This window comes from Streptomyces sp. NPDC102259 (assembly GCF_044766465.1).
In the GTDB taxonomy this organism is placed as follows: Bacteria; Actinomycetota; Actinomycetes; order Streptomycetales; family Streptomycetaceae; genus Streptomyces.
Window position 1 is genome coordinate 648,985 of sequence record NZ_JBIWMA010000001.1, and the last position, 23,570, is coordinate 672,554.

General features: G+C 74.3%; 17 protein-coding genes. 7 read left to right on the top strand and 10 right to left on the bottom strand.

The annotated features are described in order from the left end of the window. Positions 1-123: 123 nt before the first annotated feature. The 7 genes from ACIRPU_RS02945 to ACIRPU_RS02975 all read right to left on the bottom strand — a co-directional run bounded on the left by ACIRPU_RS02945 (position 124) and on the right by ACIRPU_RS02975 (position 10,839). Positions 124-3,426, bottom strand: coding sequence for an SAV_2336 N-terminal domain-related protein (locus tag ACIRPU_RS02945; protein ID WP_403860786.1), 3,303 nt, complete (start codon positions 3,424-3,426; stop codon positions 124-126). Between the two features lie 28 nt (positions 3,427-3,454). After that, positions 3,455-4,483: an AAA family ATPase gene (locus tag ACIRPU_RS02950; protein WP_403860789.1), complete on the bottom strand. Its 1,029-nt coding sequence runs from the start codon at positions 4,481-4,483 to the stop codon at positions 3,455-3,457. 126 nt (positions 4,484-4,609) lie between these two features. Further along, positions 4,610-6,337, bottom strand: a complete 1,728-nt coding sequence (locus tag ACIRPU_RS02955) for a trypsin-like peptidase domain-containing protein (protein WP_403860792.1) — start codon at positions 6,335-6,337, stop codon at positions 4,610-4,612. Continuing rightward, a complete protein-coding gene (locus tag ACIRPU_RS02960; RefSeq protein WP_355705777.1) occupies positions 6,334-6,657 on the bottom strand; it encodes a CU044_2847 family protein in 324 nt (107 codons plus the stop codon). Before ACIRPU_RS02960 ends, ACIRPU_RS02955 begins: the two co-directional genes overlap by 4 nt. Before the next feature lie 86 nt (positions 6,658-6,743). Next, entirely contained in the window at positions 6,744-8,219 is a 1,476-nt protein-coding gene (locus tag ACIRPU_RS02965; RefSeq protein WP_403860795.1) for a carboxyl transferase domain-containing protein, read from the bottom strand. After that, the gene (locus tag ACIRPU_RS02970; protein WP_403860798.1) at positions 8,216-9,703 is read right to left on the bottom strand and encodes an acyl-CoA synthetase; all 1,488 of its coding nucleotides are present in this window, start codon (positions 9,701-9,703) and stop codon (positions 8,216-8,218) included. Before ACIRPU_RS02970 ends, ACIRPU_RS02965 begins: the two co-directional genes overlap by 4 nt. 71 nt (positions 9,704-9,774) lie before the next feature. Continuing rightward, positions 9,775-10,839, bottom strand: coding sequence for a MerR family transcriptional regulator (locus tag ACIRPU_RS02975; RefSeq protein ID WP_403861588.1), 1,065 nt, complete (start codon positions 10,837-10,839; stop codon positions 9,775-9,777). A 185-nt stretch (positions 10,840-11,024) separates the two neighbouring features. Here ACIRPU_RS02975 and ACIRPU_RS02980 point away from each other — a divergent pair, with 185 nt between their 5' ends. Beyond that, positions 11,025-11,903 (top strand): RimK family alpha-L-glutamate ligase, encoded by an 879-nt coding sequence (locus ACIRPU_RS02980; protein WP_403860801.1) that lies wholly within the window; start codon positions 11,025-11,027, stop codon positions 11,901-11,903. Positions 11,904-11,931: 28 nt separating this feature from the next. Here the strand turns inward: ACIRPU_RS02980 and ACIRPU_RS02985 are convergent, their stop codons facing one another. Beyond that, a complete protein-coding gene (locus ACIRPU_RS02985) occupies positions 11,932-13,035 on the bottom strand; it encodes a hypothetical protein (protein WP_403860804.1) in 1,104 nt (367 codons plus the stop codon). Positions 13,036-13,269: 234 nt separating this feature from the next. Between ACIRPU_RS02985 and ACIRPU_RS02990 the strand changes: the two genes are divergently transcribed. The 4 genes from ACIRPU_RS02990 to ACIRPU_RS03005 are packed head-to-tail and all read left to right on the top strand — an operon-like array spanning position 13,270 to position 19,485. After that, entirely contained in the window at positions 13,270-14,520 is a 1,251-nt protein-coding gene (locus tag ACIRPU_RS02990; RefSeq protein ID WP_403860807.1) for a TIR domain-containing protein, read from the top strand. Beyond that, the gene (locus tag ACIRPU_RS02995; protein WP_403860810.1) at positions 14,517-15,473 is read left to right on the top strand and encodes an AAA family ATPase; all 957 of its coding nucleotides are present in this window, start codon (positions 14,517-14,519) and stop codon (positions 15,471-15,473) included. Before ACIRPU_RS02990 ends, ACIRPU_RS02995 begins: the two co-directional genes overlap by 4 nt. After that, complete coding sequence (locus ACIRPU_RS03000) at positions 15,470-16,474, top strand: hypothetical protein (protein ID WP_403860813.1); 1,005 nt, start codon at positions 15,470-15,472, stop codon at positions 16,472-16,474. Before ACIRPU_RS02995 ends, ACIRPU_RS03000 begins: the two co-directional genes overlap by 4 nt. Further along, a complete protein-coding gene (locus tag ACIRPU_RS03005; RefSeq protein WP_403860816.1) occupies positions 16,471-19,485 on the top strand; it encodes a hypothetical protein in 3,015 nt (1,004 codons plus the stop codon). The genes ACIRPU_RS03000 and ACIRPU_RS03005 overlap by 4 nt, the downstream gene beginning before the upstream one ends. A 16-nt stretch (positions 19,486-19,501) precedes the next feature. On the opposite strand, the gene ACIRPU_RS03010 is transcribed toward ACIRPU_RS03005, so the two are convergent. Beyond that, positions 19,502-20,098: a hypothetical protein gene (locus ACIRPU_RS03010; RefSeq protein ID WP_403860819.1), complete on the bottom strand. Its 597-nt coding sequence runs from the start codon at positions 20,096-20,098 to the stop codon at positions 19,502-19,504. 152 nt (positions 20,099-20,250) lie between these two features. Between ACIRPU_RS03010 and ACIRPU_RS03015 the strand changes: the two genes are divergently transcribed. After that, a complete protein-coding gene (locus ACIRPU_RS03015) occupies positions 20,251-21,024 on the top strand; it encodes an IclR family transcriptional regulator (protein WP_355705688.1) in 774 nt (257 codons plus the stop codon). Further along, on the top strand, positions 21,021-21,872 hold the full coding sequence (locus ACIRPU_RS03020; protein ID WP_403860822.1) for an SMP-30/gluconolactonase/LRE family protein: 852 nt from the start codon (positions 21,021-21,023) through the stop codon (positions 21,870-21,872). The genes ACIRPU_RS03015 and ACIRPU_RS03020 overlap by 4 nt, the downstream gene beginning before the upstream one ends. Positions 21,873-22,130: 258 nt before the next feature. Here the strand turns inward: ACIRPU_RS03020 and ACIRPU_RS03025 are convergent, their stop codons facing one another. Next, entirely contained in the window at positions 22,131-23,522 is a 1,392-nt protein-coding gene (locus tag ACIRPU_RS03025) for a pyridine nucleotide-disulfide oxidoreductase (RefSeq protein ID WP_403860825.1), read from the bottom strand. Positions 23,523-23,570: the final 48 nt, after the last annotated feature.

Genomic DNA, 23,570 nt, shown 5'->3' on the forward strand with positions numbered 1-23,570 from the left:
TTCCCCCTGGAAATCTCCATGAGACTCTCAAATCCCCGCCACAGTAAGCCAGTTGGCCCCGCGGAGTGCCGGTTTTCGCCGGTACCTTCGCCTGTGACGGTGCATCGCCCGGTTCGGCCGGCACTACAGGGCGCGGGCCGCTTCCAGCACCGGGGTGAGGGAGGGGACCACCACGTCGCAGCCCGCCCCGAGCAGCGCCTGCTCGACGGTGGGATTGCGCGCGAGGCCGAGGAAGCGCAGACCCGCGGCCCGCGCGGCGGCGAGCTCGGCGAGCGTGGAGCCGATCAGGACGCCGGTGGCGGCGGGCGCGTCGAGCGGCCGCAGGGCGTGCAGCAGACGGTGCGGGTCCGGCGTGAGCCGGCCGAGGTCGTCGTCGCGGCCGTGGACGCCGGCCAGGAGCGGAAGCCGGTAGGACTCCAGATAGCGGTGGACGGCCGCCGCGCAGACGTCCGTGGCCACCCCGACCCGGCGCCCGGTGTCGTGCAGGGTGCGGACGAGGACGACGGAGTGGTGTGTCGTGGGCGCGTCCGGCACGGCGCTCAGCTCCAGCCGGTCGAGACGGTCCCGCAGCGAAGGACCCAGCCGGTCCCGGGCGAAGACCCGCAGCACGTCCAGCGGGTGCACGAACAGCTCCCGGCCCACGGCGCCCGGCGCGACCGGCGGACGGCCCGCCAGGGCGTCCTCGGGATCGCGGTGTTCGGCGACGATCCTGAGCAGGTCGAGGGCGGCCGCACGGGCGGTCGTCGCGGTGAACAGCCGGATCAGCGGGCCGTCGAAGCCGAACAGCACGGTCTCGGCGTCGGCGAGCAGGTCCTGGAGCGGGCGCGCGGAGGGGCCGGCCGGCCGGCGCACCTCGGGGGGCGGGGCGTAGTCCGGCGCGAGCGTGACCGCGCAGGTCACCGCCACTCCCGGCACCGGCCACCTGCCGAGCTGGGAGTTGACGGCCCGCTGCGCACCGGCCGCCCGGCGGACGGAGTGGTGACGGGTGATGTCCGAGCCCGCCGCCAGCAGATGCGCCAGCAGCCGCTCGGGCACGCCCGCGGTCTCCGCCCGCACGAACGCCACCGGGTCGTCGACCCGCCAGGTCAGCTCGACGGCCGCGGTGAAGAGGCCCTTCCCGGAGCTCGGCAGGGAGATCCGGTCGACGGCGTGCTGCGGGGTGAGGTCGACCTCGTAGTACGTCGCCGGGCGCGGCGGGCGGCCGCCGTAGGGCAGGACGGGGTCGAGGAGGGTGAGCGGGCTGTCGGGACGGGTGTGCACGATCGCTGTGCGGCCGGGCGCGGGGATGCCCAGCTGGCGCAGGTCACGGGTGAGGAAGGGCCCCCGCACCAGGTCCCGGACGTCGTCGGGGCCGTCCGTCGCTCCCGCCGCGCCCCCCTCCGGCGGCAGCGGGCAGTACCAGGCCAGCGGCGGGGCGTCCGGGGCGTCGCCGAACAGGGGCCGGAAGCGGTGCGGCCCGGAGGCGGCGGAGCTGTCGGCGAAGGCCGCGTAGAGGGCCGGGGGGACGGTGAGGACGACGGGGGCGGCGCCCTGCGGGGGCGCGGGCGACCCGGGTCCGTCCTGGAACGTCACCCGCAGACGCGGCCGTTCGGCCAGCTCGGCGAGCGGTCCGGGAAGCCCGCGCAGCGCGGCGGCCAGCACCGGCAGGAGATACGCCTCCGGCTGGATCCGGACGGCATAGCCGTTCCCGCGGACGTGGACCTCGTACTGCTGGGGGGTGAGGTCACCACGGGCGAGGACCTCGTGGACGGCGTACTCGAGGGTGATGCGGGTCTCGGGCCGGGCGGTGAGGTCGCCGGCCGTCTCGAAGAGGAGCGTGGCCGTCCCGGTCGCCTGTCGCGGGGGTTCCTCGACGCCCCCGCCCAGCCTGCGCACCGTCTCCGCGCTCACCGTGGCGAACGCGCCCGCACCGTGGGCCCGGCCCGCGCCGCCCGCCTCCGCACGGAACTCGCCCGCCGTGCGGCCCGCCCGTTCGTCGATCAACCCGCCGATCCGGTCCAGGAGTTCACGGGTGCGGCCGCGTGTCGTGCGCGGCAGCGTGCGCAGCAGCAGGTCGCGTACGCCGGGACGGAAGTCGTACGAGCCGGGCGGCCCCGGGACGGTGGTCAGCATGCCGCTGAGGATCACCTCGGCCAGGTGCTGGGGGCGCGGGTCGCGGATCACGGCCCGTTGGACGAGACGCATCACCGGGACCGAGGGGACGGCCAGGGCCAGGTGGCCGGCCAGCCGGAAGGCCTCCCGGGAGGCGGTGGCGCGGAAGCGCAGCACCAGGTCCCGGGCGGGCAGGGCGGCCGGGTCGGCGGCCTCGGGCCCGGCGGTCCCGGGCGGGGCGGGGGCCGGGGGCAGCCAGGCCACCGCGCCCGGGGTGCGCGCGCCGCCCGGACCCGCGACCAGCGCCGCCCAGTTGGCCAGCCAGGGCGCGCCCGGCTCCAGGACGGGGAGCGGGAGGGCCGCGCCGGGCCGGGGCGCGGCCTCGGGGTCGTACGGGGTGAACGTGAGCGCGGAGAGCGGGGCCGCCCGGGTCACGGCCGAGAGCAGACCCGGCCCGGCCGGGAGGGCCGTCGTGGACCACAGATGCTCCGGGAGCGGCTGTACGACGGCCAGCGGCATCCGGGCCGCCCAGTGCCGCAGGGCCCGGTACCAGCGTTCGCCCGCCGGTCCTGGGCGCCACTGCGGGCCCATGCAGTCGCTCACGACGAGGGTGACCGTCCGGCCGTCCGCCGGGTCGGGGACGTGCCGGGCCTCGCCGTCGGGCGTGGCCGGGTGCGCGGTGACCGTCCGGAAGACGCCCGACTGGGCGAGGACGGTGTGCAGTTCACGGACGAGGGGCCGCCAGACCGGCATCGTCGGACCGGTGTCGTGGACGAGGTTGAGGCGCAGCCAGCGGTCGCGCGCGGGACGCAGCACGGGCAGCCAGACGTCCGGGTGGGCGCCCAGCCGGGCGATGCGGTCGGCCGTCGCCCGCTCGTCGAGGAGGCGGGCGCGCGCCGAGGGCATCGTGCGCTTCAGCGGGCGCAGGGCCCGCTGGAGGGCGAGGGGGTGCGGGAGCATCGGAGGCGCGGGCGCGAGGACGGGGCGGCTCCCGGCGCCGCCGCGATCACCACCGGAATCGGCGGCGGGCGCGGGCGCGGGCGTGGGGAGGTGGAGGGGGACACGGTCGGCGGAGGCGACGGGCGCGGACTTCGGCGACGCGCTCCCGGCCGCACTGTCCGGCGCGCCGTCGGCCGCTTCGTCGGGCCGGCCGTCGGTGTCCCGCTTCCGCGGTGCGGCCGCCGGGTCCGGCAGCGGCGACCCGGCCGGCTCCGACGGCCCCTCCGGGTCGCTCGACAGTTCGGCGAGCCAGAGCAGTTCGGCCAGCTCACGGGGGGTGGGCGTGCTGCCCGCCGCGGCCGTCAGCAGTGCGGTCAGCCGGTCCAGGGCGGACATGTCACCCCCCGGTGTCTCCTCAGAAGCCTCAGAAGCCATCGCCGTCCGCCGTGGCGCTGAGGTACGGCATCAGTCGCTCCGCCAGCCCGTCACGGGAGTCGGCGTCCAGCCCGGCGACTCCGGTGAGGTAGAGCGCGTTGAGCAGCTGGTCGGTGGCGAGTTCGCCGTCGGCGGCGCGGGTCAGGAAGCGGTCGATGAGGTGTTCCGCCTCGCCGGGCGGGGTGTCGAGGTGCGCCCGGACGATCTCGGTGAGCTGTTCGCGACCGGGGCGGCGCAGCTTCAGCCGGACGCAGCGGCGCAGGAAGGCGGGCGGGAACTCACGCTCGCCGTTGCTGGTCAGGACGACGAACGGGAAGGCGCGGCAGCGCACCCGGCCCCGGGTGACGGCGACCGGGTCGTCCGAGCCGTCGGCCAGGACCCCGGCGGTGACGTCCTCGGCGGAGTGCCGGGCCGCCCGCATGAGCTCGGGGATCTCGTACTGGCCCTCCTCCAGGACGTTCAGCAGGTCGTTGGGCAGGTCGAGGTCGCTCTTGTCGATCTCGTCCACGAGCAGCGCGCGGGGGCGATCGTAGGGCAGCAGGGCCGTGCCGAGGGGGCCGAGGCGCAGATGGTCCTCGACCCCGCCCCCGGCGTCCCCGTCCCGTTCGCGCCACGCCGCCTGCCGGGCCGCGTACAGCCGGGACAGCGGGTCGTACTGGTAGAGGCCGTCGGCCAGGGTGGAGCGGCTGGTGATGTTCCAGCGCAGCACCGGGCCGAGACCCAGCTCGCGCGCCACCGCGTACGCCAGGGAGGACTTGCCGGTGCCGGGCGGGCCGGTGACCAGCAGCGGGCGGCGCAGCACCAGGGCCGCGTTGACGAGTTCGACGCTCTCCGGGGTGGCCACGTACGAGCGGGCACGGTGGACGCGATCGGGCGACACGGCCGCCTCGTCGTCGGCGTCCCGGGGCGGCGGCACGACGGGTGCGCCGTCGAACGCCCGCCAGGGCGGCGGCGCGGGCAGCCGGGCGATGCCGTCGTGCGGCTCGCTGTTCCCGGTGTAGACGGACCAGTGCGGCATGGTTCTCCGAAACTCTGGTGTGACTCGTGGGGCTCGCGTGACTCGTAGGGCTGGTGCGGCTCGTGGCTCGGTGGCGGGGGTGACGGGGATGGCGGGGTGACCGCGGTGGGGGGTGGCGGGCGCGGCTCAGGTCACGGGGGAGTGCGGGTGGCCGGCCGCCTCGCCGTGCGGGTCGGCGAAGAGACGCGGGTCGTCCCACAGCAGCTGGATGTCGTGCGCCCAGTGGCCGTCCTCCGCGTCCGCCTCCTCGCGCAACGCCAGCACCCGACGCGGGAGTTCGCCCGGCGACACGCCGGACACACAGGTGTCGAGCTCGTCCAGGAACGTCTTGCCCGTGCAGCCGTCCCCGCCGGCGCAGGACTCCTCGGGACCGCCTGCGCAGCCCCCACGGGACCAGATGACCATCGGGGCGGGCGCGTTGAGCGAGGTGTCGAAGTGGGGGCGGGTGTGGGACGCGGCCGGGGCGGTCGCGAAGCCGGCGAGACAGGCGTCGTCCCGGCGCAGCCGCACCCGGAGCCGGCGGGGTTCCTCGGGGCTGCCGCACTCGACGCGGTGCACCCGGGCGCCGGGCGCCGCGTCGAGCCGGTTCCACACCCGGGTCAGCTGATGCCGGACACCCGCCCTGCGCCGCGCCTGGTCGGTGACGACGAGCGGATAGACACAGCCGAGCGGGGTGTCGTCGTCGGGCGTGCTCGCCCAGCGGTCGACGGGCAGGTCGATCCAGTCGCGGGGCAGCGCGAACGCGAGCAACTCGTCGCAGCCGGGCGTCAGATACCGGAAGGCGGCCTCGATCCGGTCCTGCACGAAGGCGCGCAGCCCGGCCTGCGGGACGGTGCCGGAGCCGACCGGGTGCCGACGGCCCCCGCTGTACGCCGACACCTCGACGAGGACGTGTTCGTCGCCCGCGCCGCTGTGCTGGAGGTCGACGAGGATGGGCGACCAGTCGGGTGCGGCGGCCGTCTCGGCGGCCCTCTCGACAGGCGCCTGGAAGAGGCTCTCCACATGGGCGGTGAAGCGGGCGACGGTGGCCGCCGCGTCGGCGCCGTCGACCTCGCACAGCACGAACAGGGCCGCCGACCACAGCGAGTCGAACCCCTCCTCGGGCCCGTCCGGGTCCAACGGGCCCCGGGCGGACTCGTAGAGCCGCACGCGCCGCCCCGGATCGCCGTCCAGGCCGGCGCGGACGGCACGTTCGACGAGCTCGCGCAGCCGGGCGCGGTCGGCGGTGCCGTGGTCGGAAGTGGGGACCAGGCCCTCCAGATCGGGCCAGTAGCGGGCCATCACCTCCGTGGGCATCATCCGCCCGTTGTGCACGCCCCGGTCACCGGCGGCCGCGGTGACCATGCCGACGACCTCACCGGTGTCGACGAGAGTGACCGCGGCGCCGCTGAACCCGGGGGCGAGCGGCTGGCCGCCGGGCTGCCAGGCCTCCAGCTGGATCCACTCACGGTTGAGCAACTGCGTCGCCGTGATGCGGTATTCGGCGAGGGTGCCCTCGTCGAACCCGACCGGGAAGCCGTAGACGACCAGCTTGCGGGGCCGGTCGGGCCGCCGGTCGTGGGCGGCGTCCACGGGCGCCAGCGCGGCCGGGGCGATCGGGACCTCGTGCGCCAGCTCCAGGACGGCCAGGTCGCCGAGGTCGGTGGCGCCGCCGCCCCAGCCGCCGTCGGCGACCACCCGGGCCGGCACGGCGGGGGCGCCGGGGCGCTCGGTGAAGGTCACCGTCAGGGCGTCCGGGTCGGCCTGCCGCACGACATGGGCGCAGGTCAGCACCCGGCGCGGGGTGACGAGGAAGCCCGCGCCCGCCACCTGGCCCGCGCTCTCGATCCGGGCGTGCCATTCGGCGCTGTTCATGAGGCGGGGGAGGGCGACCAGGTCAGCCGCACCACGAGGTGGCCCTCCGCCGTGCCCTTGGCGATGATCGCGCCGGTCTCCGCCGACAGCTTCACCCCGAACTCGATCTCCACCCCGTCGGGCCGCAACGTCCCGTCGCGGAACACCCGCAGCGCGGACTCGGCGGCCGCGCGCACGCCCTCCAGGGCCCCCTCGAAGGTGCGGGCCGCCTGGACCGTCCCGTCGCGGGCCACCAGCCGGGAACCGGGCCGCCCTTCCGCGACCGCCTCGACGGCGACCACGGCACCGTCGTCGGTCCTGAACTCCACCAGTGCGTCCACGGTCCCCTCGTAACCCCTCACCCGTTGTGGTCCTGCGGCTCTGCGCGCATCCATTGTCACGGACGGTACGGGAGATTGTCCTGTGTTCAGCCCGCCTCCGTGATCCGGATCAGGCCAAGCTCTACCAAGTCCTGCGGCCTGATACGGAGTTGATCGGCCGTCGCCTCCACCTCCCGCGGGGGTCGCTTGAGGATCGCCGCCGCCGACTCCGGTGCGATGACCGAGAAGTAGCTGTCCGGGGTGGCCCAGGTGCGGCCGGGCGCGGCCAGGGCCAGCGCGCCGCCGGAGCCGCCCTCGCCGATGACCAGCGTGGTGATCGGCGTACGGGCGGTGGCGACCACGCCGAACAGCTCCGCGATCGCCGCACCCGCCCCCTGCCCCTCGGCCTCGGCGTCGTTGGCCGCGCCCGGGGTGTCCACCAGGGTCAGCACCGGGATGCCGAGCCGGTCCGCGAGGCGGATCAGCCGGGCGGCCGTCCGGTACCCGGCGGGCCGGGTCGCCGCCCCGGTCTGGGCGGCGTAGGCGACCGTACGGTCCTGGTGGACACCGAACCCGCACAGCATCCCGTCCGGGTCGACGCCGCCGCACCGATCCCCGGAGATCGCGAGCCGGTCGATGAAGTAGGCGTCCAGATAGACCCGCGCGCGAGGCCGTTCCGCCGCCCGCGCCCGCCGGACCGCCTCCCACCCGGTACGCGGCAGATCCGCGACCCCGAGCGCGGCGGGAACGGGAGCGGGTTCGCGAAGCGACCCCGGGGGAGGCTCGGTCGGGGGGCCGCCCGCCCCGGGGACGGGGCCTGTCCCGGCGGCGGTCGGCCTGCCGGTGCCGGGGGTGCCGGGGGTGCCGGGGGTCTCGGCCGGGCGTTGCGCTGACGGTGTTCCGTCGGTCAGCAGGCGTAGCCAGCGGCCCAGTACGTCCCGTAGCTCCGCCGGGGGCACCACCGCGTCCGCCGCTCCCGCCGCGACCTGCGCCCGCGCCGTGTAGGCGGCCGGGTCGGCGTCCGGCGGCCGGACCCGCGAGCCCGCGAAGCCGACCTGGGCGTCCGGCAGCGCGAGCACCACGTCGGCGCCCGCGCCCAGGGTGGCCCAGCCGCCGCCGGTCGTCGGGTCCCGCAGGACCGCGACCTGCGGCAGCCCGGCCTCCCGGGTGAGCGCCGACTGCCGCGCCACCCGCTGGAGTTGGGTGAGGGCGAGCATGCCCTCCTGCATCCGGCTGCCGCCCGTGGCGACCAACGGCACGACCGGCAGCCGGTGTTCACGGGCGTACGTGTACGCCGCCTCCAGCCGGTCACCGGTGCGCTCGCCCAGGGATCCGCCGAGGAAGCCGAACTCGAAGGCGATCAGCACGGCCCGGGTGCCCCCGACGCTCGCCGTGCCGCAGACGACGGACTCCGACTCACCGGTGCGCCGGGCGGCGCGCTCGCGCGAGGCGTCGTAGCCGGGCCAGCCGAGGGGCCCGTCGGGGGCGGACGCCCGCTGCCCGCCCGGCGGGTCGGGGAACCGGCTGAAGTCGTCGGCGACGAGGGCGATGACCTCCCGCGCGCTCGCCCGCCGCGTCGTCATGACGGCAGCGCCCGCTTCATGATCTTCCCCATGTCGTTGCGGGGCAGCGCGTCCAGGTAACGCACCACGCGGGGCCGCTTGTGCGGGGCCAGCCGACGGGCCACATGGTCGGCCAACTCGTCCTCGGCCGGGGGCGATCCGGGGTCCGCCGGCACGACCCAGGCGACGATCCGCTCCCCGAGGTCCGGGTCCGGCTCCCCGGTGACGGCGGCCTCGCGCACCCCCGGATGCTCCAGCAGCGCGTTCTCGATCTCACCGGCCCCGATCTTGTACCCGCCGCTCTTGATGAGGTCGGTCGCCTTGCGCCCGACGATCCGGACATAGCCGTCGGGATCGCGCACGGCCACGTCACCCGTCCGGAACCAGCCGTCGGAAGTGAACGCGTCGGCTGTCGCGTCCGGCCGGTTGAGGTACTCGGTGAACAGGTTCGGCCCGCGCACCTGGATCTCCCCGACGCTCTCCCCGTCGTACGCCTCGACGGCCGAGCCGTCCTCGTCCACCAGCCGCAGCTCCACGCCGGGCAGCGGCACCCCGACGGTGCCCGCCCGCGCCTCCCCGTCCGCCCGGACACTGGTGTTCATCAGCGTCTCCGTCATCCCGTACCGCTCGATCACCCGCCGCCCGGTCGCGGCGGCGATCCGCTCGTGGTCGTGCACGGGCAGCGCGGCCGAGCCGGACACCAGCAGCCGCGCCCCGGCGAGCGCCTTGGCCAGAGCGGGGTCGTCGGGCAGCGCCTCGGCGATGCGGTGGTACATCGTCGGCACCCCGAAGAGCATGCTCGCGCCGGTGCTCAGCTCGCGCGTCACGCCCTGCGTGCCGAACCGCCCGAGATGCCGTACGGACCCGCCGCGCCGCAGCGGCCCGAGGATCCCCAGCACCAGCCCGTGCACATGGAACAGCGGCAGCCCGTGCACGAGGACGTCGTCCCCGGTCCACTGCCAGGCGTCGGCGAGCGCGTCCAGGGTCGTGGCGATCGCGCGCCGCGGGATGACCGCGCCCTTGGGCGGCCCGGTGGTGCCGGAGGTGTAGACGACGAGGGCGGGGTCCTCATCACCCACGGGCACGCCGACACCGTCCCTGTCGGCACCGTCCCCGTCGACACCCCCTTCGACCTGGACCTCGACCTCGACCTCGACTTGGACGTCGATCCGTTCCAGCTCACGCAGCGCGGCCGGCAGTTCGTCGCCCGGAGCCGCCAGCACCGCCCCCGGCGCGCTGTCGCCCAGAATGTGCCCGAGCTCCTTGTCGCCCGACTTCGGGTTCAGCGGCACGGCGGCCACCCCGGCGAGCAGCGCGCCCACCACCGCGACGGCGGTCTCCAGCGACGGAGTCGCCCACACGGCGACCCTCTCCTGCCCCCGCACGCGTTCACCGACGGCGCCGGCCGCCGAGGCGAGCCGCGCGTACGTCAGGGAACGCTCGCCGAACCGCAGGGCGGGGCGCCCGGACGGGTCGTCCGTCAGGGCCGGGAAGAGAGAGGACACGAAACGGGCTCCTTGAGTGGCTGCGGGACACGACAGACCCGTTCATACCCCACGCGCCCTGCCCTCACCTGTCAGGCCGCCGCTTCCACCACGTCCGCGACGACGCAACTGACGTTGTCCGGCCCGCCGGCGCCGTTCGCGGCGTCCACCAGCGCGTGCACGGCGGCGTCCGGGGCCGGGGTCGTGGCGAGGAGGGCGCGGATGTCCTCGTCGGGGACGACGGCCGGGAGGCCGTCGGAGCACAGGAGGTAGCGGTCGCCGGGGCGGGCGTCGTGCAGACGGAGGTCGGGGGTGCCCGGGTTGCCGCCGGACAGGGCCTTCAGGAGCAGGGCGGGCTGGGGGTGGCTCACGGCCTCCTCGGGGGTCAGCCGGCCCTCGTCGAGCAGCGACTGGACGACCGTGTGGTCGTGGGTGATGCGGAACAGGCCGCCGTCGCGCAGCAGGTAGGCGCGGGAGTCCCCGATGTGGACGAGGGCCAGGCGCGATCCCGTCCACAGCAGCGCGGTCAGTGTGGTGCCGGTCTCGGCGGTGCCGTCGGACACGGCCCGCACGGCGTCGCTCGCGCCCCGCACCGCGTCCTCCAGCAGGTTGAGCACCCCGCCCGCCGGCGCCTCCTCGGTGTCGAGGAACCTCAGCGCCTCGACGGCGGCGCTGCTCGCGGGTCCGCCGGCCGTCCCGAACCCGTCGGCGACGGCGAGGAGCCGGGCGCCCGCGTAGGCGGTGTCCTGGTTGGCGGGCCGGACCAGGCCCCGGTCGGAGTGGGCGGAGTAGCGGAGTTCCAGCATGGTGGCATCCCTTCGTGAGGTGTCCGAGAGGTGGTCCACGAGGAACGCGGCGAGGTCCCGTCGGACGGCCGTCTCCGCCTCGACCCGCGCCCAGTACGCGCGGATCTCCCGGGCGGCCGCCGCCGGATCGTCGAGGGCGCGGACCTCACGGATCCGGGCCAGCGGCATGCCGAGGCGTCGCAGCCACGCCACGAGCCGGGCCTGCTCAAGCTGCTCCACCGCGTAGTGGCGGTAGCCGGTGTCCGGGTCGACCCGGGCGGGCCGCAGCAGGTCCAGCTCGTCGTAGAGGCGCAGCGCCTTCGGCGACAGCCTGCACGCCCGCGCGAAGGCCCCGATCGTCAGCGTCCGTATGCCCGGCCCGATGTCCATTCCGCTCTCCCCGTCGCTTCCTCGTTCCCGCCACCGATGCTGGGGCCTCCCCGAGGGGGAAGGTCAAACAGGTTGTCCCGGTCGCGGGGGCGGCCGTTAACCTGCGGAGGTACGACACAGACGTACGGATGTACAGATGTCCAGATGTACGAGAACGGAGTCCCGCCGTGCCCCGAATCGCCCTCGTCACCTATGACCCCCGGCCGGAGCCGAGCAAGGACGGCGACCTTCCCGGGCTGCGGGCGGCGCTGGAGGCGGCCGGGGCCGAGGCGGACGTCGTCTTCTGGGACGACGCCGACGCCGACTGGGCCTCCTACGACCTCGCCGTCATCCGCTCGACCTGGGACTACAGCTGGCGCGCCGCCGAGTTCACGGCGTGGGCGGAGCGGTGCGGCAAACTGACGCGGCTGGCCAACCCGGCCTCCGTCGTGCGCTGGAACACCGACAAGCGGTACATCGGGGAGCTCGCGGCGGCCGGGGTGCCCACGGTCCCCACCCGCTATCTCGCCCCGGACGACCCCGACGCCGCCGCGGGGCTGCCGGGCGACCACGAGTACGTCGTCAAGCCCACCTCCGGCGCCGGCGCACGGTACGCCGCCCGCTACACGCCCGACCAGCACGAGGCGGCCGTACGGCACCTCGCGCGGATGCACGCCGAGGGACTGACGGCGATGGTGCAGCCGTACATGCGGAGCATCGACACCGGCGGTGAGCGGGCCCTCCAGTTCTACGGCGGGCGCCTGCTGCACGCCAGCCGCAAGCGGGCCGTACTGGCCCCCGGCACCGCCTTCGACGCGGACAAGGTCGCCCACCCCGGCCTGGAGCAATGGACCCCGACCCCGGCCGAGCTCGCCGTCGCCGAACGCGCCCTGGCCGCCGTACCGGACGCGCCGGAGCTGCTCTACGCCCGCGTCGACCTCGTGGACGGCGACGACGGGGAGCCGCGCGTGATGGAACTGGAACTGGTCGAGCCGAACCTGTTCCTGTTCCTGCACCCGAAGTCGGCGCCGACCGTCGCGGCGTCGATCCTGGCGGCGGCCCGCTGAGGGACGGCTCCCGTCGGCGGACTCCCGGTCAGGGCTGACGCGGCGGGCGCTCGGCCGTGGCTCCGCCGCCCGGCAGGGGCGGTGGCTCCGGCGCCGCTCCCGAGCGCAGCCGTTCGAAGACCAGGTCGAAGGTGAATCCGGCGCTGAAGCCCAGCGGAAGCGTGAAGAAGAGCAGCCTGCGCACGTCCACCTCCTCCAACAATGTGGGCACCGCCAGCAGTTGTGAGGCCACGTACAGCAGCACGGAGACTAGGCCCGCGCCCAGCCCCCTCACCGCGGCCCTCGGCCACCGGTCCGCCGTTTCGAAGGAACCGCGGATGACCGCGCCCGCCATGGAGGCCAGCAGCGGGGCCACGACCAGGACGGCCAGGCTGCGGCCCGTCGCGGGACCGCGTTCACCCGCGAGAGCGAATCCCGTGAGGGACAGTGCCAGCAACAGCAGGGCCACGACCATGCCGAGGCCCGTGGTCAGCGAGGCACGGCGGGTGGATCGCTCGCTCTGCCGCAGCCACTGCGCACGGCGTTGCCGCTGGCGGTCGAGACAGTCGACCAGCCGGTCCGCCGAGTCCGGCCGCCAGTCCTGTCCGAGCAGCGTGATGTCCGCGTCCGTCACGTCATTGCGGACCTTGTCCAGGTTGACCCAGACCTGCCCGGCACCGCCCCCGAACGCGGCCACGGGCAGCAGAGGGATGCGCTGGGCCATGGCGATCACCCCGGCCACCCGCGTCGACTGCCGGCCTCCGATCAGCAGGGCCCCGTCACTGGCGAGCAGGGTACGGAAGAAGGACACCTCCCACTCGGTGCCGGTGTCCCGGACGGTCCGCAGCGTCACGGAGCTGTCGGCCGGCAGGCCGAAGTCCTGCTCCTGCTGGCGGGGGACGTGGACGAAGACATGACGCGGCCCACCGAGGTCGCAGGGCTCCGCGTAGCCCTGGACGACGTGGTACTCGATGTACTTGGGCTTCGCGGAGAACACGGCCAGGTCGTAGCCGGCCCGGGCGAGGCTGCGGCCCAGTTCGCGGCAGGCCTCCGGGACGGCTTCGGGCCGCTTCAGCTCGGGCACGTAGACAGGGCCGGAGGCTGCGCTGCCGACCAGCGCGACGACCGGACGCGCCGTCCCCGATGACACCATGGTCTGCTCCTCCCGGGCCGTCCTCGCCGTCTGCTCCCCGGGCCGTCTCCCGGACGAGCGCTGCGCTGCGCCTCGTCGGATCGAGGCGTAATGAGCCTTTCCGGGGTCGGAGTTGATCACTCGTGAACAACCGTCACTTCTCGGTTGATCAGGGCGAGTTGACCCATGAGCGCCTCACCTGGGACGCTCTGCCCCTTAACAGGGGCAGTGCGGCAGGACGGTCAGTGTTCGATGATGAGCACCTTCATCAGTCACAGCTCGGCGAAAGCCGAAGAGGATCAACGCAACGCCGACTCCATGCGGCGTGAACTCATAGCCCGGCTCGAGCCCGACCGGGAAGTCCTGGTGGACGAGAAGAGGCTTCTCCCCGGGGCGGAGTGGCGTCAGGAACTCTTCCTCTGGATGGCCAGATGCGACTCGGCCGTCATCCTGATCCACCGCGAGGGACTCACGGCGACCTGGCTGAAACGCGAGGCCAACAACCTTTTCTGGCGCTCTCAGCTGGGGGCGCGTCTCACTCTCGTGCCGGTGCTGCTGCGAGGGGTGACGCCGAGCGATCTGCGGCGGTCGGAACTGTCGCATCTCGCGGATCTCCAGTGCGTGCTCCAAGGCGAGTCCGAAGGGTGCGAGGAGCTGGTGGACCGCATCGTCAAACGTCTGGGCGACGCGGGCGGCGCACCGGGCCGGACGGACACCTCCGGGATGCGGTCCCTGACGGACAAGATCGAGCACTGTCTGGACGGGGTGAACGCAGAACAGCCGCTGATCGACATCGCCCGGGCGCTCGGGAACGACGTGGGCGAGTGGCCGTTCGTCACCCCCTGGGAGGGGCGTCGCTTCGTCGCGCACCAGTTCCTCGGGCCGGTGCCGACCGGGCAGGTGCCGGGCGCCGTCGCCGACATCGAGTTCTATCTGACGCTGGACCGGCTCTCGCAGTTCGTCACCCTGATCCTGCCCACCTGGATCGATCCGATGGACGTCCGGCTGCTCCTTCCGGACGGCAGCCGGGTGGTCGCCACGCTGGCCGCCAAGAAGTCGCGCACGGCCCACCAGCACATCCACAGGGCCTCGTGTTCCTCGGGCCGCTACTGGGTCGAAACGGTCCTGTTGAGGGCGGGCGAGGAACAGGAGCAGGAATTCATGCGGGCCTGTCTGGCCGCTGCGTGCCGACTGCTCAAGTCGGAGAACGTGCAGGACGCGCCGTTGGACGGCGAGGTGCTCTTCCTCGTCATCGACCCGGACGACACCGACCTGAGGACGGTGGGGAAGCTGGTGGGCGCGCTGATCCAGCACCCGGACCTCTACTGGCTCAACATCGTCGTCCTGACCGATGACGCCGAAACCGCGGAGCTCGACATGATCGGCCGCCGTGCACTGCGCATCGAGCTGCAACCCGGCACGGAGGACCGTGTGGGCCGCACCGCGCGGGCGCTGGAAGACATCCTCGCCAGGAGGAAGCAGTACGGAAAGGACCTGGCGTCGTGACGACCCCTCAGTCCCCGGCGCACCCCGTCGGGTCGCGCAACGCACCCGACCGGCCGGACGGCAAGGGGTACGTCGTACGAGGGGATCTCGACCTGGCCGTCACGGCCGCCCTCGCCACCGGACGGCCGCTTCTGTTGCGCGGGGACCCGGGGTGCGGCAAGTCGTCGTTCGCCGCCCATGTGGCGGGGCGCGAGAGGTGGGCCTACCACGAGCACGTGGTGACCTCGCGCACCCAGGCGCCGGACCTGCTGTGGAGCTTCGATCATGTGCTCAGGCTGGCCGACGCCCAGGCGCAGCGGCTCCGCCCCATGGACACCTATGTGGAGCCCGGTGTGCTGTGGAAGGCGTTCGCGCCGCGGTCCGCCCGGGCCTACGCCGTCCGTGCCAGGGCCCACCGGGCCTGGCCGGACGTCTTCCTGGACGGCGGAGAGGCGGACATGAGCACCCTGCCGGCCTGTTCGGTCGTCCTGATCGACGAGATCGACAAGGCCGACCCGGAACTGCCCAACGGGCTGCTCGTGCCGTTGGGCTCCCGCCGCTTCACCCTGTCGCAGACCGGACAGAAGGTCGAGCCTGAGGATCAGGCCCAGGCACTCGTGGTGATCACCACCAACGAACAGCGCGAGCTGCCCGAGGCGTTCCTGCGGCGCTGCCTCGTCGTGAAGCTCGACCATCCCGACCGACGGGAGCTGGTCGAGATCGCGCGCGAACACGCCGACACCTATGGCGGATCGTTCACTCAGGAGGACGCGGTCCTCGCCGAGGAGCTGGCGGGCGTCGTCGAGTACCTCAGAACGGACGCCGAGCGCAGGGCGCACCGAAAGCCCAGCACCGCCGAGTTCCTCGACGCGTTCAACGCCTGCCGCAGCATGGGCATCCGGCCCCAGGAGAGCGACCCGTACTGGCCGGCCGTGCGCCGGATGGCTCTGCTCAAGCAGGACAACGTCCCGTGACGGGGCGGGTGCCCGAGATCTGGGTGGGAGATCTGGTCCGGGCGCTGGCGGCGGCGGGCGACGACCCGGCCGCCCGGCGAGGGATCGCCCACCTCCTCGGTTTCACCGAGGGGGCGCCGGCGCCCGTCCCGATACCGGTCGCACCGGTCCCCTGTCCGCCCGCGGCCGTCCCTTCGGCGCCGCCGCACGTCCCCCCGCCCGTGCCGGTCCCGGACGTCACCGGTGACCGGGACGAGCCGCCCTCCCCGGACCCCGGCCCCTCCCTCCTCTCCAGGCCGCCGGACCTGCCCGTGCTGGAGGTGGCCCGGTTCGACGCTCCGGATCTCACCGATTGGGAGGCCATACCCTCCCTTGACGTGGTGACCGAGCGGCACCTCAGCGCGAGGCCGCAGCTGGAGCCGCTGCTCACCGGACGGTCCTCGGCCGCGATCCTCAACGCGATGCTGACCACCCGGGTCCGCGACGACGGCGAGCCCGACATCGACAGCCTGGTCGAGGCCTTCGCCCGGGGGATTCCGCTGACCCGGCTGCCGAGGGCCGCGCGCCCCACCCTCCGGTTCGGCGTGCAGGTCCTCGTCGACCTGGGGGACGCGATGCAGCCGTACCACCGGGACCAGCAGGACCTCGTCGGCCGGATCACCGGTCTCGTCGGCGCCGAGCTCACCCAGGTCCGCTACTTCGCCGACGCGCCGACCCGTGGCACGGGCCCCGGCGCCCGGCGGACCTGGCTGCCCTATCGCACGCCGAGCCCGGGTACGCGTGTCCTGGTCGTCTCCGACCTCGGCGCGGGCGGGCCCGTCTTCCATCCCCGGCGCGCCCTCGCCGCCGAGTGGTACGGCGTGCTGGACGAGATCGTCCGGGCCGGATGCACGGCTCTGGCCCTCGTGCCGTATCCGGCCGATCGGGTGCCCACGGAGCTGACACGGCTGCTGTCGGTCCTCACCTGGGACCGTTCGACGACGGCCAGCACGGTCGCCGCGGTGGTCGGGCGTCGCTCGTGATCCTCGACAACGACTGCGCGGGCGGTGAAGGGGACGGGGAGTACGGCGACGAGCCGGTCCTCGACCTGGCGACCGCGCTCAGCGTGGCCGTGAGGGTGGAGCCCGAACTGATCCGGGCGGTCCGGCTCGCGCTGTTCCCGCGGTTCGGTGTGGAGACGGAGGCCGAGCTCTGGTTCAGCGGCCTCGTGCGGTCCCAGGGGGCCGAGGAGATCGTCTTCGAGACCGAGGTGCGACGCCGGCTGCACCGACGCCTGGGCGGCTGGCTGCGGCGACAACCCCCCGATGCCCCGGTGCACTCGTTGTGGCGGGTCGTCGAGCGGGTGCACCGTGACCTGTCACCGGCTCTGTTCCTGGAGGAGCGCGTCACCTGGCTCGCCGTGGCTGGGCGCCCGGCCGAGATCGACAACGCGCTGGCACCGGTGTTCAAGGCCATCGCCCACGAGAACCGCGACGGGCTGAAACAGTGGCTCGCCTCCGCCTGGAACCGGCTGCCGCAGGACGTCCGCGACTCTCCCACCGGCTGGCAGCTGGCCCAGGCGGCCCGCCCGTGGTTCGCCGCGGGGCGCTTCCCGTCCCGCACGGAACGCGCTCCGCTGCCCGCACGCCGTCTCGGCGACCTGACACGACTCCTCGACGATGTCCGGATCACCGTGCGCCGCGACGGCGACGAGCTGGAGCTCGACGGCAGGGCAGTCGACACGGTCGGCCCGACCGAGGTGCCGCCCGGCACGTACGCCCTGTCCGTGCCCGACACCGCACCCCGCCTGCTGACGCTGCTCTCCGGCGGCCTGCGCGACCGGGACGAGGAGCTGTCCGTGCCGGCCGACTGGCAGGTGCGCGTGTCCGTCGGGGCTGGGCCCGTCCGGCTGCGGACCGCGCGCGGCCATGTCTTCCTGGTACCGGAGCGTGCCCTGCCGTTGGGCGGCGGCGGCCTCGGCGGGAGGTTCCTCGGCATCTCGGTGACGCGGTACGACGACGGACTCCTGCCCCCGCTGGACACCGAACCCGACCTGTGCCGAGAGGTGGGCGGCGCACTGGGCGCCGACTACGTCAGGGAGTACCTCGCCGACCCTTCCGCCGCGTCAGTCATCGACCGTCTCCGCCGGCTGAGGATGCCGCGCGGCGGGCCGCTCGTGCTGTACTTCCGCGGATACGCCGCCGAGGGCCCGGCTCACCCCATGCTCGTCCTGCGCGACAGCGACCCCGCGCGGCCGGAGACCTGCCTGGACAGCGAGACGGTGTTCCGGCTGGTCACCACGTCGGGGGCCGAACAGGTCATCGTGGTGATGGACACCGTGCGGACCCCCGGAGGCGACCGGACCTGGGGATACCCACCGCAGCCCATGGAACTGGGAGCCACGACCTGGACCGGTCAGGTGGCCGCCGCCATGCCCTACGAGGTCGGCGGGGAGGGCCCGTTCGGCAGGTGGCTGGCCCGACTGCTTCGGCGGGGCCCGGACGAGGTGCCACAGGGGTGGGGCTGGCTGCCCCGCAACCGGTACATCACGGGCGGCGACCTCATGCGGGCCGTCGCCGCGGACTGGCCGGGCGAGTCACCGTCGACACCGCGCAACTTCGCCGCCGGGGTTCCACGCGACCTGCTGCCCAACCCGCGCTACGCCCTGCGCCGCTTCCCCGACGACCTGCGACCGTCCGACTTCGGCGAAGTCTATGCGCAGGAGGCGGCCGCGTTCCTGCGCGAGGTGATCAGCGAGCCGACGACCTCGGCGGACGACCGGGACCGTGCCGTGTCCAACATGATGCTGCTCGGCCCGAACAGGGGTGTGGAAGCCGCCGCCGCCTTGGACGAACTGGCCGGGCGGTATGCCGCGTCGAAAAACCTGGCCGACGCCGTGGCCGCGAACGAGTCGGCGGTCGCGCTGCTCAGACCACTCGCCGAGCGACTGCCCGACACCGCCCTGCCGGCCCTGGCGACCTCGCTGTACGGTCTCGCGAGCCTGCTGGCCGAGGCATACCGCTGGGTGGAGGCGCGACCGCCCGCCGAAGAGTCCGTGGCGCTGCGCCGGCGGCTGGCCGACCGGGACCCGGAGCAGCGGCCGCGGCTGGCGGAGAGCCTCCACCTGTGGTCACTCGTACTGCAAAGCAGTGGCGAGAGCCGAGCGGCCCTGCACGCCGCCCTGGAGACGGTCGACCTCCTCCGCGGGCTGACCCGCGTCGATCCGGTGGCGCACCGCTCGGCGCTGGCCGTGGGGCTCGGCAGTCTCGTCGACCGGTACGGCGCTGTCGAGCGGCCAGTGGAGGCCCTGCGCGCCGCCGGCGAGGCGGTGGACCTGCGACGGGTGCAGGCCGCCTCGGACCCGCGTGCGCGGGCCGCCCTCGCCCAGAGCCTGCACGTGCGCTGGCACTGGGAACGCGTTCTCCAGCGGTGGGAGAGCGCGCACCAGGCGATCGCGGAATCCGTGGCGATCCACCGGGAACTGGCCGCCCAGCGACCCGACGCCGCCCATCCGCAGCTCGCCGAAGTCCTCCACTGCCTGGCCGTCAACAATGCGGACCGCGACCGGGTCACGACCGCGCTGGTGGTGGGGCGCGAGGCCGTCGGGATCTACTCGAACCTCGTCGCCCATGGGGCCGTCGACCTCCGGCAGGCCCTCGCCCGCGGTCTGCGCAACCTGTCACTGTGGCTGGGTGCCGTCGGGCAGTCCGGGGAGGCCGTGTCCAACGCGTCTCAGGCGGTCGGTATCTACCGGGAGCTGGAAGCCGAGCAGTCGGGACTGCTCCGTGCGGAACTCGCCGACGCCCTGGAGGTGCTGTCCCACGCCCTCGACCTGCTGGGAGACGGGAGGCCGAGGGCGCTCGACGCGGCCCGGGAGGCGGTCGGCATCTACCGGCGGCTGGCCGAAGCCCGACCGGAGGCGTACTGGCGCAACTTGGCCAAGAGTCTCAACGTCCTGTCCATCCGCCTCGACACCGTGGGCCGTGGCCAGGAAGCGGCACGGCTGCGCGAGGAGGTGCGCGACATCGTCTTCGGCCGGGGCAGCGGGCCCTAGCGGCTCTTGCGCGGATCTAGCGGACCGCCGTCCGCTGGAGCAGTCCCCAGGTGAACTCGGCGACGACCTCCCGTCGTACGCCCCAGCCGTCCGGGGCCGTGAAGGCCAGTCCCCAGCGGGTGGGGGCGGTGCCCTCCAGGGGGCGGGCCGGGGCGAAGGCGTGGGCGACCTCGTCGACCGTGCAGGACCAGGGGGTGAGGTCCTCGAGGCTCGTCAGGCGCGGCGGTGCGGCTCCCGGGGCGCGGACCAGCCACTCGTTCCAGACGCCGCCGTTCGGGGCGAGGAGCACCTCGAAGCGGAGTTCGGGCCACAGGGGCAGCGGCCAGAGCCAGGCCTCGCAGTCGAGATCCCCGACGCGGTGGGGCGACCGGGACTCCGGTTCGCCGAGGACCGAGCGGTAGCGGGCCAGTGCGCCGCGGGCGTGCGGGGAGTGGAGCATCGCCTGCCACCGCTTGTTGGCCTCCCGCGTCTGTGCGAGGGAGACGCCCAGCGCATGGCGGGCTTCCTCCACCAGATCGGGATTGTGATCGGCCATGCGGCGCAGCAGGACCTGCTGGAAGTCGAGCGCCGAAAAGGAGCCGGTGAGGCGTTTTTGGGTCGGCATGCCCTCCATCCTGGCCCACCGGGCGTACCGTCCTGGGCCACTGTGCGTTTCCCGCCCATTGCCCGGCGCAACGCCGTATGACAGCCTGTGTTCGTCATGCCGATCGCCTGTTGAAATCTCGAACACAGGCACTGAGACGACTACCTAAGGGAGGGCCGGTTGTGGGACGCCTCGTACCCGCCGTGACCCGAGCTCTCGACATTCTCGAGCTCTTCCTCGACGGGGACGGTTCGCTCTCCGCCCCCGATATCGTGCGCAAGCTCCAGCTTCCGCGCACCACCGTGCACGAATTGGTGACCACACTCTCGGCACGGTCGTACATCGTGGCCGTACCGGGACAGCCCGGACGGTACCGCCTCGGCGTACGTCCGTACCAGCTCGGCAGCCGCTACGCCGAGCAGCTCGACCTCGCCGCCGAGGGTCAGCAGGTCGCGCGCACCGTCGCTGAGACGTGTGACGAGACGGTCCACGTGGCGATCCTGGAGGGCACGGACGTCATCTACATCGCCAAGGTCGACTCCACGCACGCGGTCCGGATGGTGTCGGCCGCCGGCCGCCGTCTTCCGGCCCACTGCACCTCCGTCGGCAAGATGCTGCTCGCCTCGCTCCCCGAGCCGGAGCTCAGCGCGCGCATCCCCGAAGACGCCGACCTCATCCGGATGACCCCCAACAGCATTACCGAGCCCGGCGCCCTGCGCGAGGCCCTGGCGGAGATCCGGGAGCGGGGCGTCGCGGTCGAGAGCCGTGAGTCCAACCCGGACGTCAGCTGTGTGGCGGCGCCGGTGCGCGACCGCACGGGCCAGGTCGTCGCCGCCCTGTCCATCTCCGTGCCGATGATCCGCTGGAGCGACGAGCGTCGCGTCGAACTCGAGCAGCTCGCCGCGAAGGGCGCCGCCGAGCTGTCCGAGCTGCTGGGCTACCGGAGCGTGGCATGACGACGTCGTACGAGGTGGCCGTGCGGGCGGAGGCGATCCTCGGCGAGGGGCCGACCTGGGACCCGGCCACCGGCCGGCTGCTCTGGCTCGACGTACTCGGCTCCCGCCTGCACGGCTACGACCCCTCGACCGGCCGCCGCACGGTCCGGGTCACCGACCAGCACGTGGGCGCGGCCAAGCCCCGCGCCGGGGGCGGCCTGGTCCTCAACCTCCGGGACGGCGTGGGCCTGCTCGACCCGGACGACAGCTTTCGCTGGCTGCACCACGAGCCGGTCCCCGGCCGCCGCGCCAACGACGCCGCCGTCGCGCCCGACGGCTCCCTGTGGGCCGGCACCATGCGCTACGACGAGGCCCCGGGCGGCGGCACCCTGTCCCGGCTCACCGGCGACGGCTCGGTCGAGACGGTCCTCGACGACGTCGCGGTCAGCAACGGCACGGGCTGGAGCCCGGACGGGACGCTGATGTACTACGCCGACTCGCCGACGCGCCGGGTCGACGTCTTCGCGCACTCGGCGGACGGGCGGCTGAGCGACCGCCGCACCCTCGTCGAGATCGAGGACGGCGCCGGCTTCCCCGACGGTCTCACCGTCGACGCCGACGGTTGCGTGTGGGTGGTGCTGTGGGACGGGGGAGCGGTACGCCGCTACACCCCGGAGGGCGAACTGGACCGGGTGCTCACCCTCCCGACCCCGCGGGTCACGGCCTGCGCGTTCGGCGGGACCGACCTGACCGACCTGTACATCACCACCGCCCGGGTGGGCCTGGAGTCACCGCACCCGGTGGCGGGATCGCTGCTGGTCGTACCGGACGCCGGAAAGGGCCTGGCACAACCGGCCTTCGCCGGCTGAACACGCGCCCGGCAGACAGCCGGGCAGCCGGGGCGCGGGCGCCCGCTCGCGAGCGTTCGCGAGCGGTCGACTCCGTGCCCGGCGGGGGACGGCTCCGCGCCCGGCGGAGGGCGTCTCCGTGCCTGGCTGCGGTCGGCTTCGCGCCTGTCGGCGGTCGGCTCTGCGCCTGGCTGCGGGCGGCTCGGTGCCGGGAAGGGGACGGCCGGATGCCGGGAGGGGGGGGCGGCTCGGTGCCGCCCGCCCGGTCGGCGTCCGGGACTACTCCAAGCCCGCCCGCTTCAACTCGTCCCCGGTCAGCGGCGGGCCGGTCAACGCCGGTTTCCACGGCCCCAGCGCGGCCGCCAGCAGCACCGACGGAGCCAGCAGCACCTCGGGCCCCCGCTCCAGCGACGTCACGTCCGTCACCCGGCGGGCGATCCGCCCGTTGCCGGTGGCCGTGAGCATCAGGCGGCCGACGTACGCGGCCACGAGCCGGTCCCGCAGGGTGGGCCCGTCCTCCGTCGCGCCCGGGCAGAACACGTCCTGTCCGACGGCGAGGTCCCACGCGGTGCTCACGGGCCGGGCCACCGCCTTCTGCACCCGCCGGGACAGCCCGGCGGCGCCCCACCCCCGTCGGCGCACCACGTCCCGCAGGATCACCGCGCTCTGGGCGGCGACGGCCAGACCGTGGCCGTACAGCGGGTTGTACGCGGCGAGGGCGTCGCCGAGGACGGTGAGGTTCTCCGGCCAGGCCGGCATCCGCTCGTAGAAGTGGCGACGGTTGACGGTGGCCCGGGTGTACGCCACGTCGGACACCGGCTCGGCCCGTTCGAGGAGCTCGCCGATGACGGGGTGGCGCAGTTCCTCGCGGGCGAAGCGGACGAAGTCGTCGTTCTCGGTGGAGGGTTCGCCGCCCCGGGTGCCGTTGAGGGTGACGATCCAGTGGCCGTCCTCGATGGGCAGCAGGAACCCCGCCCGCCCCGGCCCCCCGGCGCGCGGGTCGGGCTGCACGTTGACGATCGGATACCCGGACCGGGCCTGCTCGGGCGCGCGGTAGAGGCGACTGGCGTACGCCAGCCCCGAGTCCACGTCCCGCCGTTCAGCAGCGGGCAGCCCGAGCTCGGTCAGCCACCGCCCGACCCGCGACCCGCGCCCGGTCGCGTCGACCACCAGCCCGCCCGGCACCACCCACTCCGCGTCGGGTGCCGCCCCCGCGTCCCGCGCCGCGGCGGCGCCCGGCGCCAGCCCCTCCCGGGCCCTCACCCGCACCCCCGTGACCGCTTCCGCATCGCCCGCCAGGCCCACTGCCTCGACGCCGGAGAGCAGTTCGATCCGGTCGTCCGCGAGGACCAGGGCCCGGATCGTCGCGTCCAGGAGGTCGCGGCCGGCCAGGATCACGTGGTGCGACTCGGGCCAGCGCCGGAACCAGCCCCGTGGGCCCATGACGACCATGTCCGTGGTGACCGGCGCCCGGCGAGCCCCGGCGGCCAGGAGGGTCTCGGTGACGCCCGGCAGCAGTTCCTCCACCGCCCGCACCCCGCCCGACCACAGCATGTGGGCGTGGCGGGCCTGGGGCAGGCCCTTGCGCGGGGCGGGGCCGTCGGGCAGCACGTCCCGCTCGACGACGACGACCCGGTCGGCGAGGCCGGCCAGGGCGCGTGCCGCGAGCATGCCCGCATGGGATCCCCCCAGGACTACGGCGGTTCTGGCGGGGTTGGA